Below are 13,374 nucleotides of genomic sequence, written 5' to 3' on the forward strand. Positions count from 1 at the left end.
CCTGTTGGCTTAAAAATGGTCCCTTCGATGCGTCCGTCTCGTCATTTGGTAGTAGGTGAAAAACCACCGTTACGCAAGCGCCGAGCGGCCTGTTCCAAGAATGGATTTCAAAAACGGAAAAGGGCCGCCGCGCGGCCCTTTCCGGGTCGTTGCCGACACTCAACGGCTGGCGACGTTGCCGTTAGGCAGCTTGAAGGTCCAAACAGTTCCGCCCTGATTGAAATCTTTCACCACCTTGGCCACTTCACCGCCCCAGAGCGGCACCGCACCGCCCCAGCCGGTGCTGATCGAAACGTACTGCTCACCGCCCATCTTCCAGGTGATCGGCGTACCGACGATGCCCGTGCCGGTGTTGAAGCGGTACAGCTCCTCGCCGGTCCGGGCGTCGAACGCCTTCAGGTAGCCTTCCGGCGTGCCGGTGAACACCAAATTGCCGGCGGTGGTCATCACCCCGCCCCACAGCGGCGCGGTGTTCTCGTAGCGCCAGACTTCCTCGCCGGTTTTGGGGTCCATCGCCCGCAGTACGCCGATGTAGTCCTCGTTCGCCGGCTTGATGGTGAAGCCCGCGCCCAGATAGGCCGCACCCTTCTTGTAAGACACCGGCTCGTTCCAGATGTCCATGGACCACTCGTTGGAGGGCACGTAGAACAGTTCGGTCTCCGGATTGTAGGCCATGGGCATCCAGTTCTTGCCGCCCAGGAAGGCCGGCTGGGCCACCACCACATCGCCCTTGTCGCCGCTCATGTCCGCCGGGTTACCCGGACGTCCACCGTCGGTGAAGATCGGCCGGCCGTTGTCGTCCAGCCCCTCGGCCCAGGTGATCTTGTCCACGAACGGGAAGCCACGGATGAACTCGCCGCTCTCCCGGTTCAGCACGTACATGAAACCGTTGCGATCCGCCGTGGCGGCGGCTTTGACGGTCTCGCCATTCTCGTTCAGGTCGAAGGAAATCAGCTCGTTGACGCCATCGTAGTCCCAGCCGTCGTGCGGGGTGGTCTGGAAATGCCACTTGATGCGGCCGTCGTCCGGGTCGATGGCCAGACGGGAGGAAGAGAACAGGTTATCGCCGGGGCGCAGATGGGAGTTCCACGGGGCGGGGTTACCGGTGCCGAAGAACAGGCTGTCGGTCTCAGGATCGTAGGTGCCGCCCAGCCAAGTGGCGGCGCCGCCGTTCTTCCACATGTCGCCGGGCCAGGTCTGGCCGGCTTCGCCGCCGGAGATACCCGCCTCGACCTTCTTGCCGTCCTCGTAGACGTAGCCCATGTGGCCTTCCACGGTCGGGCGCGTCCAGACGATTTCGCCGGTGTTGGCGTCGTAGGCTTCCACCTTGCCGACGATGCCGAATTCACCGCCGGAAACGCCGGTGATCACCTTGCCTTTGACCACAATCGGCGCGGCGGTGATGGCGTAGCCGGCCTGGTAGTCGGCCACTTTCTTGATCCACTGGACCTTGCCGGTGTCCTTGTTGAGGGCCACCAGCTTGGCGTCCAGGGTGCCGAAGATGACCTTGTCGCCGTACAGGGCCACGCCCCGGTTGACAACGTCACAGCAGGGCATGATGCCGTCGGGCAGGCGCGCGTCGTACTGCCAGAGTTCCTCGCCGTTGGTGACGTCGATGGCGTAGACGCGGGAATAGGACGCGGACACGTACATCACGCCGTCCTTCACCAGCGGCTGGGATTCCTGGCCGCGCTGCTTCTCGCCGCCGAAGGAGAAAGCCCAGACGGGCTGCAGGGATTTGACGTTGTCGGTGTTGAGGTCGTTCATCGGGCTGAAGCGCTGGCCCTGGACGCCCATACCGTAAGTCACCACGTCATCGACGGTGTCCTGGTCGTTGAGGATATCGTCGTCGTTAACCGCGTAGGCGCTCATGGAAACCGCCAGGGCCAGCGCACTGGCCGCAAACCGTTTCCCCAGTCGTGTTGCATTCATGTTGCGCTCTCCAAGTCTCTTGTTGTCAGTTTCTGCGGCGAACCGGGATCGTTTCCCGCCTCTTTCCACATTCTTGGTTGCGAGGTACAGAGCAACAATTGACCGGCAGTGCCGGTTGTCTCATCACTTGGTAGTAAGACCCGGCTGAACGCCTCTTGGGTAAGCGGTCCCAATGTAGTCGGCAGCTCTGAGCAAAAAAGCCCGACGATGATAGCCGGGTATAACGTGACGGGCCCCCGCCTCAACGGGTGTCCTGCGGAATCAGGGCGGACCACAGGACACCGCTTTAGCTACTCCCCCGGCAACAGACGCAACGCCGCCTGCTCATAGCGGGGATACAGGTGCGTCGTCGTGCGGATCAGCTCGTAGGCGGCCTCGTCCACGTCGGCAAAACGCTCGGGAACCGGCGTGGTCATGACCTCATTGGCCGTGCGGCCCTGGGCGGCGCTGTCGCGGAGCAGGTCGTCGAGCCAGTCAATGTAGGCGTGCATCTGGTCGAACGCGCGGTGGTCGGAGACGGGCGGCCCGTGCCCGGGCACCAGTTGCCTGAACGGGATGGCCGCCAGCCGGTCCAGCTCGTCCTGCCAGACCGTAAGCCCGGGCGTCTGGGGTGTGGTCAGCGCACGCTTGAAGAACACCATGTCGCCGGCAAACAGCGTGCCGGTGGTCTCATCGAGGATCACCAGATCGGCGCCGGTATGGCCGGTGAACCGGTACAGCCGGAAGTCGTGGTCGCCCACAGTCAGCGGACCGGGTTCCAGCGCCCGGGTGGGCAGGGTCACCTCAGTGCCTCGCATCCAATCACCCACCAGCCGATACATATTGTCGGCGAAGGTGTCGCCCTGCGACGCCAGCATCTCCGTCGTCTCCGGCAAGGCCGCCAGCGCCCTTTCCGGGAACGCCTGGTTGCCGAACGTGTGGTCCGGGTGATGATGGGTCAGCCACACCTCGACAACCGGCTGGTCGGTGATCGCGCGAATGGCGTCGTGCAGGGCATCGCCGTACTGCAGCGACGGGCCGGTGTCGATAACCACCACCCCGGCGTCCGTAACGACAAACGCCGTGTTGACGATGTCGCCGCCGTTCGCGCGGGAGAAATTCTCCGTGGCGCCTTCCACCAGCCAGGTGTCCGGTGCGATCTGCCGGGGCGTCAGTTGATAGCGCAAGTCGGCGTTCGTCGGCGCAGCCAGCAACAGCAGCAGGAGGCTCTCCAGCAGGCGGATCATCGCGCCCCTCCATTGTCCACGATGCGTTCGAACTGATTGCCGTTGTTGTCGCGCATCCAGACGTCGTACACCGGCGGCGCGTCGGGCAGCTCGAACACGAACACCGGATTCTCGGCGGCGGATTCGGACAGGGTCATGGTGAGCAGGTTGGCCTCGCCCCGCCCGGCCCGCAGTTCCAGCCGCTCGATGTGGAAGGCGGGAATATTGCCCACCATGCCCGAATCCATCGGATGCCGGACGGACACCTTCAGCCGCGACCGGTCCACCGGCGAGAAGGCGCCGCCGCGGATCTGGCCGAAGGTCGCCTCCCAGTCCGGGTTGGCCGACGCCACGCTGGGCGCCGTACAGCCCCCACCGGCGGCATCCACGTGGGCGCTGCTGACGTGCCAGACGCCCGCGGCATCCTGCACCGCCGCGCGCACCGTCGTGGCCTGCTGCACCCGGAAGTTGAGGGACACCACGCTCACCCGCGTATTCGGCTCGACGGTGAACAGATGCGGAATGGGGTTGAGATCGACCCAGGTGATGACGGTCTGCACCGGCCGGTCGAAGGCGGACAGATCCACCGTCAGCGGCACCTGGGCGGAGTCCTCGGCGAACGGCGGCACCTTGAGGTCGATCCGCTCGTCCAGCACCACCTCGGCGCCGTCCCCCAGGTAGCGGTCCAGGTTGTAGTCCCACATGGGCGACCGGTAGGGATCGTCGGGATAGGCCGCCGCCAGGGTGGGCATCACCAAAGCCAGAAAACAGATCCCGCCGCGCATGCCTAACCTCCGCTGTCGCCGAGGATGGCGTCGTAGTAGGCCGGCTGGCTGTAGCGCAGGCCGTAGCGCTCGTAGATCGCCGCGATCTCGCCATTGCGCACCATGCGGTCGACGATCGCCTCGATGGCGTACTTGAGCTGCCGGTGGGTGTGGCGCACCGCCATGCCGATGTCCCACTGCTGCCGGGCAATGCCGGGAAAGCCGTTCTCCGCCAGGGCGAAGCGGTGGTCGGGATCGGTGGCCAGCAGGAAATCCACTTCCGCCCGCATGCCCATGATCGCCGTCACCTCCTCGGCCACCATGGCGTCAAAGGCCGCGCCCACGTTGCGGTAGTGCTGGGTCTGGTCGCGCATGCGCCCGCCGAAGGCGGAGGTGAGGTAGAAGTCCGGCAGGCTGTCGATTTCCACACCGATGGGGTTGTACTGGAACACCGCCACCGTGGGCACGCCGCCCTCCAGGTCGTCCGGGTCGTAGGCGATCTGCCACGTCTCCTTCTGGTAGGGGCCGAACATCACCACGCCCTCGTTGACCATTTCCCCGGTGGATTCGGTCATATAGGCGTAGTCGGTGTCGTACGGCACCCGCAGCATGACGTCGGCGATGCGGCGCTTGGCCAGGTAGTGGCCCTTCCAGACGTTGTTGCGCAGGTCGTCTTCCAGGGTTTCGTCGGGAATGATCCAGTGCACCTGGAACTCGATGCCCAGCGCCTCGGCGATGCGCCGCCCCAGGTCCACGTCCACGCCGGCGGGCTCGCCGTCCTGCCGGTAAGAATACGGCGGGAAATTCTCGTACACGCCCACCCGCAGATAGCCGGACTCGATCACCTTGTCGTAGGTCCGCTCCGGCGCCTGGGCAATGGGGGATTCCGCCCGGGCGACCAGGGCCATCCCGCAAACAACCACGGCAATCGCGATGCGCGCCCAGACCATACGCCCTCCTTACGCTGCCCGGCCGATGCCCGTCACTCAGGCTGCGGCACGGATTCGATGTAGGTCTTGATCGCCCAGATGGCGGTCTGGTCCAGGTTGGACTTGAACGACGGCATGCCACGTTCGGTGCCGTTCATGACCCGGCCGATGAAGTACTCGTCATCCCACTCGGTCAGTTCGCGCAGGTCCGGGGTCAGGCCGCCGGACATGGCCTCGATGCCGTGGCAGACCGCGCAGTTACCGGCATAGCCGGCCTTGCCGATCCGGACCGCGTCGGCATTGAGCTGGCCGTACTCGTTGCCCTCGCGGAACGGGTTCTCCACCAGGGCGTCCTTGCCCAGGTCGGGCAGCGGGCCGGTGTCCACGTGCTGGGGCGTCACATCGCCGTGGCCGAGCGCGACCGCCGAGCCCAGGATCAGCCCCGTCGCGACGAGTGCCCGGCCGGTAAAAGGAAAAGAAAGAGCCATAGTGCGTACCTCGATCAACAGATGCCGCCGGCCCGAATTGTGTTTGGATGGCCGGCTTGTTGATTCCAGTCTATGAACCCGGCCACACCATCCGAATGCCACTTTGGGGGCTTTGGCCTAGTTCCTTGGTCGTAATCAGAGCGGCGCGCTTTGGTCTGTCCAAGCGGAAATCGCAGCGTTATTACGACCTTCGTACCGCCTATTTGCGACTTTCCGAATATTTCCCGGCCCGCCGCGCTTACCTACTCTGGAAACAAACCCAACATCGATTGAGCCCCGCATGCCCGTTACTACCCCGACACGGCCGCTTACCTCCCTGCTGATCCTGGCCTTGCTGCTGGCCGGCCCCGTTGCATCGGCCTGGGCCCTGGACGTTCGGGTTGGCTACATCGAATGGCAGCCCGACCCGGGCCCGGTGCTCTCCACCACCCTGCACGCCCCCGACGACGCCGGCCTGCGCGGCGCGGAACTGGGCATCGCCGACAACAATTCCACCGGCCGCTTCCTCGACCAGCACTACACCCTGGACAGCGTGGTGGCCGACTCGCCCGAGGCGGCCCGTCAGGCCCTGGCCGACATGGCCGCCGCCGGCACCGGGCTGTTCGTGCTCAACGTGCCCGCCGACCTGCTGCGCTCGCTGGCCGACGCCGCCGGCGACGACGCCCTGGTGTTCAACGCCGGCGCCCGGGACGACGCCCTGCGCACCGCCGAGTGCCCCGCCAACCTGCTGCACACCGTGCCCAGCCGCGCCATGCTCACCGACGCCCTGGGCCAGTGGCTGAGCAAACGCCAGTGGCGCGAGGTGTTCGTGATCCCCGGCCCCACCGACGCCGACCGGGCCTGGACCGCCGCCTTCGAGCGCGCCGCCCAGCGCTTCGGCCTGGAGATCGTGGACGAGAAGCCCTGGACCTTCGACGCCGACCTGCGCCGTACCGCCTCCGCCGAGCTGCCCCGCTTCACCCAGGGGGACGACTACGACGTGGTGGTGGTCGCCGACGAGCGCGGCGATTTCGGCGAGTACGTGCCCTTCAACACCTGGCTGCCGCGCCCGGTGGTGGGCACCCAGGGCATGAGCCCGGAGGCCTGGCACCGGTCCATCGAGAACTGGGGCGCCGGCCAGTTGCAGAGCCGCTTCGAGGCGCTCACCGGCCGCTCCATGATCAGCGACGACTACGCCGCCTGGGCCGCCGTGCGCGCCATCGGCGAGGGCGTGATCCGCACCCAGCAGGCGAACGCCGGCGAGCTGCGCCGCTACCTGCTGTCCGACGACTTCCAACTCGGCGGCTTCAAGGGCCGCAAGCTCACCTTCCGCCGCTGGAACGGGCAACTGCGCCAGCCGATCCTGCTGGTACACCCGCGCGGGCTGGTGTCGCTGTCGCCGCAGGAAGGCTTCCTGCACCCCAACACCGAACTGGACACCCTCGGCTACGACGCGCCCGAAAGCCGCTGCCGGATCGCCGATTAACACCGCCCCAACCCGAACAACAAGAGGTACACCACCATGAACCCAACCCGACGCCTGCTAGGACTCACCCTCGGCCTGACCGCCGCCCTGCTGGCCCCCGCCGCCCTCGCGGACCTGGCCTACGTCTCCAACGAGAAGGACAACACCCTGTCGGTGATCGACATGACCAGCCTGGAAGTGGTGGAGACCATCGACGTGGGCCAGCGCCCACGGGGCATCCTCATGTCCAAGGACCGCACGCTGCTGTACATCTGCGCCAGCGACGACGACACGGTGCAGGTGCTGGACCTGGCCACCCGCAAGATCATCGACACCCTGCCCTCCGGCGAGGACCCGGAGCAGTTTGCGCTGCATCCCAACAACCGCCATCTTTATATCTCCAATGAAGACGACGCCATCGTCACCATCGTCGACGTGCAGACCAAGGAAGTGCTGGCGCAGATCGAGGTGGGCGTGGAACCGGAAGGCATGGCGGTCAGCCCGGATGGCAAGTGGGCGATCAACACCACCGAGACCTCCAACATGCTGCACTGGATCGACACCGAGACCATGCAGCTGGCCGACAACACCATGGTCGACCAGCGCCCCCGGCACGTGGAGTTCACCGACGACGGTGGCCGCGTGTGGGCCTCGTCGGAGATCGGCGGCACCGTTACCGTGGTGGACGTCGCCAGCCGCGACATCCTCAAGACCCTGACCTTCGAGATCCGCGGCGTGCACCCGGACAAGGTGCAGCCGGTGGGCGTCAAACTCACGAGTGACGGCCGCTACGCCTTCGTCGCCCTGGGCCCGGCCAACCACGTGGCGGTCGTCGACGCCCAGACCTTCGAGATCCTCGACTACCTGCTGGTGGGCGGGCGCGTCTGGCACATGGACCTGAGCGCCGACGAGTCCCTGCTGCTGACCACCAACGGCGTCACCGGGGACGTGTCGGTGATCGACGTGGTCGACCTCAAGGTCGTCAAATCCATCAAGGTGGGCCGCTACCCCTGGGGCGTGGTGGTCACCCCCGAAGCGGAAGGAGACGCGCCGGAAGCATGACCATCGAAGTGGATCGCGTCAGTTTCCAGTACGGGCGCCGGCCGGTGTTACGCGAGGTCAGCTTCGACCTCACGCCCGGCGCCTTCCACGCCATGCTCGGGCCCAACGGCGCGGGCAAGACCACCCTGTTCGGCCTGATCACCCGCCTGCTGGCCCTGCAGTCCGGCGACATCAGGCTGCGCGGCCGCTCCCTGCGCAAGCAACCCGCCGCCGCCATGCAGGCCATCGGCGTGGTGTTCCAGCAGAACGCGCTGGACATGGACCTGACCGTGCGCCAGAACCTGATGTACCACGCTGCGCTGCATGGTCTCTCCCGTAAAACCGCCCGCCAGCGCTGCGACGAAGAACTGGCCCGCTTCGAGCTGACCGAACGCGGCAACGACGCCGTGCGCCAGCTCAACGGCGGCCACCGCCGACGCGTGGAAATCGCCCGCGCCCTGCTGCACCGCCCCGGCATCCTGCTGCTGGACGAGCCCACCGCCGGCCTCGACATCCCCAGCCGCAAGGCGCTCAACGCCCACGTGCGCCGGCTGTGTGACGACGACGGCCTCACCGTGCTCTGGGCCACCCACCTGATCGAGGAAGTGGAGCGGGACGACCGCATCCTCATCCTGCACCAGGGCCAGCTCCTGGCGGACGGCCACGGCGACGCGATCTGCGAGGCCCAGGGCCAGCCCACCCTGGCGGACACGTTTCAGGCGCTCACCGGCGCCAGCCAACCATGAGAGCGCGTTGATATGAGACTGGCCCAGTACTGGCACTGTTTTGTCGGCATCCAGGTCCGTGAATGGCTGCGCTTCTGGCAGCAACGCACCCGCTTCGCCAGCGCCCTGGTGCGCCCGCTGCTGTGGCTCGTCGTGTTCGCCGCCGGCTTCCGCGCCGTACTGGGCGTGTCCATCATCCCGCCCTACGCCACCTACATCACCTACGAGACCTACATCGCCCCCGGCCTGTGCGGCATGATCATCCTGTTCAACTCCATGCAGGGCGCACTGTCCATGGTGTACGACCGGGAACTGGGCAGCATGCGCGTCCTGCTCATGAGCCCCCTGCCCCGGCCCTTCCTGCTGGTCACCAAACTGCTGGCCATGGGCGTGGTGTCCATCGGCCAGGTCTACGTGTTCCTGTTCATCGCCTTCTTTTTCGACGTCGAACCGCCCACCCCGGGCTACCTCGCCGTCTTCCCTGCCCTGCTGCTCACCGCCCTCATGCTCGGCGCCCTCGGCCTCATCATCGCCACCTGGGTGAAACAACTGGAAAACTTCGCCGGCGTGATGAACTTCGTCATCTTCCCCATGTTCTTCCTGTCCTCCGCGCTGTATCCGCTGTGGAAAATGCAGGATGCGAGTCCGGTGCTCTACTGGATCTGCCAGATCAACCCGTTTACGCATGCGGTTGAGGCGATCCGGTTTGCGCTGTATCTGCAGTGGAACACGGTGGCGTTTGGGGTGTTGGTGGGGGTGACGGTGGTGTTGGCGTTGGTGGCTACGGCGGGGTTTCGGCCTCAGAGGACGCGGATTGTTGGGGTTAAGGCTGGCTGATTTTTTACATCGTTTTTACGAAATTTTCTGATCGACGTCATGCAGGGTTTTGGTGGGTCGTCTATTCTTTTGGGATCGCTGATTATCTGACGCTGAGGGCGGCAGGTAGCTGAGAGCTTGCTTGGGCTTTTGGGGCTGTTCATGGAGGGATGAGCGGTGGACTTTTATGCTTTGTTTTGTTCTCTGCCTTCCTGAAAATACAGTCGTAACTTCTTATCTTGCTACGTGTAGGGCGGATTTATACACCCCTACCCCGGTTAGGAGGCGGGCGTATGATTTCCTAGAAAGCTGTGGCAGGCAGCTATACACCTTTTATTTTATGGCGTGCAACTTGAGCTGTATGCAAATTGTGATGTAATGATGCGAAGGAGTTTTATACGAACGCATTCGTATAATTGGCTGTTACGTATCCAACCGGAGGCAAATATGAGCACATATCCTCAACGTGTTGTAGACAATATATTGCCTCTGTCATTGGCAGGAACACTTCCTGAAGCATTTAAAGAGTGGTATTTCACTGAGAACATGGAGGATCACGAAATAGCAGAAGAGGACTGCGAGCTATGTAATCAGGAGCAGCTCAGGTATCACTTTGAGATAAAAAATAGGCATACCAACCACCGCATGTGGGTTAGATCCACCTGCATTTTGAAGTTCCAAGTTCAGGTCTTTGACAAGGGCGCTCTGCTAGATGCAAAAGGTTCAGCTAAAAAGCTTGAAAAGCTTAAAGAGACAATGAGGCTTGAGTCTTGTATTAAAGCGCTCAGAAAACTGGCCACTTCAGAAGACAATGACATACTCTCCAATGCTCTAGATTTCTACCTAAGAAACAAGTACCTAACTCCAAAATTTGCATTTGTCGTATTTTGGCGCTTGAACAGCAACAAGATTGACCACAGCCCTTCCTTTTTCAAGGTAAGCTTAAAGAAAGATAAATATAAGAGAGATTTAGCTCAGATGCCTCTAGATCGGGTTCGTATGATCTGGCCCGCACTATCAAGTAGCCAGCGAAAGCTTGCAATATCATATGGACATTTACCACCTGGCAACACATAACAAGTGTAGGGTGTCGGACAAATTACTCGCTGCACCTCTAGTTTGCTGCAGCTACTGGTTTTATGCAGTCAACCATTAAGGAGATATAGTGACAAATATTGGATTTAATTTTACGACGAATGATTTTAGGTATTGTGTTCTAGAAAAAGACGGTGAAAATATTAGCCTTGTTGAAAAAGACAAGATTGCTTACCCCAAAGCGCTAGATACGGTATCAATAGCAGGATGGCTTGAAACTCAGATCTGCCTGCTCCTCGATAAGCACACCCCTAATTGTATTGGCTATAAATTACCGCTAACCCTGAGTGCGACCAAGCCAATTCAAAACTCGCTATTCCCTCTGGGTGTACTGAACCTGTGTTGTCACAAGAGAAACCTTCCGGCAAGTCATTTTACTAGCCAGGGAATAAATGCAACTAAATTTGGGCTCTCCAAAAAACATGACGTGTACGCGTACGTCAATGAGCAGTTAGGAAGTCACCCGCCTTACTGGGACAAACCGACTAAAGATGCGGCGCTCGTGGCTTGGTTCCTTCTATGAAAAAGCCTGAAAAAATAAGAAAGTTTAAGGTAATAGATTTTCTAGGCAACGGAAACTTCGGATTTGTTTTCCAAGCATTTGATCCATTACTTAAAGCCGACAGAGCTATTAAGCTAATTCAGGTCCCCAAGCCCGAGAAATTTGTTGAGGCTGTGAAGGAGGCTCAAACTCTAGAGGCATGTCGACACAAACACATTGTCGATGTAAAGGAAGTAGATGTATCTGTCTATGAGGGAGCGCCGTGTGTATACATAGCAATGGAATACTTGGCGAAAGGCTCCATTCAAAAGCATTTAGAAAATCGTTTCATCTCTATAAACGAGGCATTGAACATTCTATCGCAAGCCCTCTTAGGGCTGGAGCATGCGCACAACAATAACGTGCTACATAGAGATATAAAGCCTGGGAATATCCTCTTTGGCGATAACGGAGAAGCAAAGCTTTCCGATTTCGGGTTAGCCCTCCATTACCATGTAGATCCGTCCGATACAGCGGGATACAGACCTCACCAACCTTTGGAGGTCATAGAGGGCAGCCCTATGGACAAGCTTAGCGACATATATGCCGCTGGAATCACCCTTTATCGTCTAATAAACAACATTCCAGAGATGGAGTTCGATTTTTCTTCTAGGGATGAATGGAAAGCAGCCGTAAGGAAAGGGAAGTACCCGGATCGCAAGTATGCGCCACATGTTCCGAGGAAAATTAAGAGCATTGTAAATAAGGCGATCAACAACGACCCGGGAAAGAGGTACCAAAGCGCCAGCGAATTTCGGCAGGCGCTAGAAAAATCGGTTTTATCAATCGACTGGACGCCAATTAACCAGCTTACATGGGTTGGCACTGGGTTAAGTGGGGATAGATATGAAATCGCTAGAAGAAAGAAGAGAACGGGCTGGGCAATTGATTACAAAAGGAATTCGAGAAGAGTTATGAATCTCTGCGTCGAACACTTGTGCGATGATGAAGTTCAAGATCGGTTCTTTCGTATTATGTGCGAGTCCGGTGCATGACAATTGCTTGTGGTCGGACTGGTTTTTCGCTGCGCTACAAAGCAGCCGCAAACACGAGTGTTATAAGCCAAGAAAATTCGGGATATGATCTTGAGGCTCGGGGTCGGATCTTGTAGCAAAAGAAAAGAATCTGATTCCCAGCGGTCGGCGTGCTGCGGCCGTGATGACACTGATTCAATCGGGGAAGCTGAACAGGCATGATCCCTATGGTTACGCGAAGGATTTGCTGACTCGCCTACTCACGCAGAAGAACAACGCTATTGATGAGCCATTGCCCCAAAACTGGAATCCGGCTACACCTGACAAGGTGTCGTGGCCGGACGCCTACCAAAATGATAGTTGATGGGCTAGCTTAGAATTCTTCGAGCGCTTGGGTGGGATAGGGCGTGTTATCGGCGACTAGCGTGATCTCGAAGTGCCAATTGGTGTCGATCCCAATCTATAGAATTTTGATCAAGTCTTTCGTTCGAAACAGAATGACTACTGCATATGGTGCCAAGTGTTCCAGGTCGACGATTACAGTTATGGGAGACAAAACATTGCGAGGCACTTTGGGCGGCGTTCAATTTGAAAATCTAGTATTCAGCAGGCGGTAGCTGGAGAATCCCAAGAACGTATGGATAAGGCCCGTCTACCGCAATAGCAGTCTCCTGAATTGGCATGGTTTCTGGTTCCCGCGGGAACCAGATTCGGGCATCGGAAACTCGATATCCAAAGCCCCCATCATCTTGAAGCTTAGATAAAAGTGATCTAGGGGGGACTTCGATAGTTCGCTTTCTCGTAGCTAAAACAGCTCCCGAACGGTACGCAGCATCGTTCATTCTTGCCCAAAGTAGAAAGCCATCTCGCGCAGCAACTACAATCGTGCGGTGTGGCGCTATTTCCACCCATTTAAGAGCAGCAGCCATTCGGGATACGCCATACCTCGATCGACAGTGCTCGAGCAAGTCTAAACCCATGTCTTGGCCATTCACTTGTGCTCGAAAGTCGTCGAGAGGCATCAAAAGATAGGAGGCAAAGGTATCTGCTTCTGCCTCAATAGCTCGAATAGGAGAGTCCCAGTCATAGAGGTCGCGTTCTGAGCACTCGAACGACTCATACTGATCCCGATGCAACAGAAAATGGCCAAACTCGTGAGCTAAAGTAAATCTTATTCGGCCTGGAGACCCATGAGACCCGTTATAGGCGAGCAACCACTTTGTTCGCTTTCTATTGGGTTTTAAACATCCTTCAAAACTCGGTATGTCGAGCTCTTTGATCTCGGCAATATAAGAGTCTGGCGATGTTGCTTCGCTATAATCTAGAGCGAGTTTTTCGACATTGACCGGAAATCTGTTCGGCCCCAACACCTGAGATAGCACCTTAGATACTTGGTTTGCTCTCGCCTTTGGGCTCACCT

The 13,374-nt window shown here is 59.9% G+C and carries 13 protein-coding genes and 1 pseudogene; 8 read left to right on the forward strand and 6 right to left on the reverse strand.

Going from position 1 to position 13,374, the window contains the following annotated elements; genetic code table 11:
• Positions 1-159 precede the first annotated feature (159 nt).
• The 5 genes from GQB00_RS09520 to pedF all read right to left on the reverse strand — a co-directional run bounded on the left by GQB00_RS09520 (position 160) and on the right by pedF (position 5,318).
• Positions 160-1,932 carry a PQQ-dependent methanol/ethanol family dehydrogenase gene (locus GQB00_RS09520; RefSeq protein ID WP_111494277.1) on the reverse strand — a complete coding sequence of 591 codons (1,773 nt, stop codon included), beginning with the start codon at positions 1,930-1,932 and terminating at the stop codon, positions 160-162.
• A 290-nt stretch (positions 1,933-2,222) separates the two neighbouring features.
• Positions 2,223-3,158, reverse strand: coding sequence for a quinoprotein relay system zinc metallohydrolase 1 (locus GQB00_RS09525; RefSeq protein ID WP_207950648.1), 936 nt, complete (start codon positions 3,156-3,158; stop codon positions 2,223-2,225).
• Complete coding sequence (locus GQB00_RS09530; protein ID WP_165856035.1) at positions 3,155-3,922, reverse strand: quinoprotein dehydrogenase-associated SoxYZ-like carrier; 768 nt, start codon at positions 3,920-3,922, stop codon at positions 3,155-3,157. Before GQB00_RS09530 ends, GQB00_RS09525 begins: the two co-directional genes overlap by 4 nt.
• 2 nt (positions 3,923-3,924) lie before the next feature.
• On the reverse strand, positions 3,925-4,851 hold the full coding sequence (locus GQB00_RS09535) for a substrate-binding periplasmic protein (protein WP_165856036.1): 927 nt from the start codon (positions 4,849-4,851) through the stop codon (positions 3,925-3,927).
• A 32-nt stretch (positions 4,852-4,883) separates the two neighbouring features.
• On the reverse strand, positions 4,884-5,318 hold the full coding sequence (gene pedF / locus GQB00_RS09540) for a cytochrome c-550 PedF (RefSeq protein WP_165856037.1): 435 nt from the start codon (positions 5,316-5,318) through the stop codon (positions 4,884-4,886).
• A 280-nt stretch (positions 5,319-5,598) separates the two neighbouring features.
• Here pedF and GQB00_RS09545 point away from each other — a divergent pair, with 280 nt between their 5' ends.
• The 8 genes and pseudogenes from GQB00_RS09545 to GQB00_RS09580 all read left to right on the forward strand — a co-directional run.
• A complete protein-coding gene (locus GQB00_RS09545) occupies positions 5,599-6,783 on the forward strand; it encodes an ABC transporter substrate-binding protein (protein WP_165856038.1) in 1,185 nt (394 codons plus the stop codon).
• 36 nt (positions 6,784-6,819) lie between these two features.
• Positions 6,820-7,824, forward strand: a complete 1,005-nt coding sequence (locus tag GQB00_RS09550) for a YVTN family beta-propeller repeat protein (protein WP_165856039.1) — start codon at positions 6,820-6,822, stop codon at positions 7,822-7,824.
• A complete protein-coding gene (locus GQB00_RS09555) occupies positions 7,821-8,549 on the forward strand; it encodes an ABC transporter ATP-binding protein (protein WP_111494266.1) in 729 nt (242 codons plus the stop codon). Before GQB00_RS09550 ends, GQB00_RS09555 begins: the two co-directional genes overlap by 4 nt.
• A gap of 12 nt (positions 8,550-8,561) precedes the next feature.
• Entirely contained in the window at positions 8,562-9,365 is an 804-nt protein-coding gene (locus GQB00_RS09560; RefSeq protein WP_165856040.1) for an ABC transporter permease, read from the forward strand.
• 426 nt (positions 9,366-9,791) lie between these two features.
• Entirely contained in the window at positions 9,792-10,421 is a 630-nt protein-coding gene (locus tag GQB00_RS09565; protein ID WP_165856041.1) for a hypothetical protein, read from the forward strand.
• Between the two features lie 88 nt (positions 10,422-10,509).
• Complete coding sequence (locus GQB00_RS09570) at positions 10,510-10,962, forward strand: hypothetical protein (protein ID WP_165856042.1); 453 nt, start codon at positions 10,510-10,512, stop codon at positions 10,960-10,962.
• Positions 10,959-11,975: a serine/threonine-protein kinase gene (locus GQB00_RS09575; RefSeq protein ID WP_165856043.1), complete on the forward strand. Its 1,017-nt coding sequence runs from the start codon at positions 10,959-10,961 to the stop codon at positions 11,973-11,975. The genes GQB00_RS09570 and GQB00_RS09575 overlap by 4 nt, the downstream gene beginning before the upstream one ends.
• A 139-nt stretch (positions 11,976-12,114) precedes the next feature.
• Positions 12,115-12,318, forward strand: a pseudogene (locus tag GQB00_RS09580) (transposase domain-containing protein); the annotation flags it as partial.
• 232 nt (positions 12,319-12,550) lie between these two features.
• Here the strand turns inward: GQB00_RS09580 and GQB00_RS22140 are convergent.
• Positions 12,551-13,372, reverse strand: coding sequence for an ImmA/IrrE family metallo-endopeptidase (locus GQB00_RS22140; protein ID WP_165856044.1), 822 nt, complete (start codon positions 13,370-13,372; stop codon positions 12,551-12,553).
• Positions 13,373-13,374: the final 2 nt, after the last annotated feature.

The sequence above is a fragment of the Marinobacter sp. JSM 1782161 genome, assembly GCF_011421605.1.
In the GTDB taxonomy this organism is placed as follows: domain Bacteria; phylum Pseudomonadota; class Gammaproteobacteria; order Pseudomonadales; family Oleiphilaceae; genus Marinobacter_A; species Marinobacter_A bohaiensis.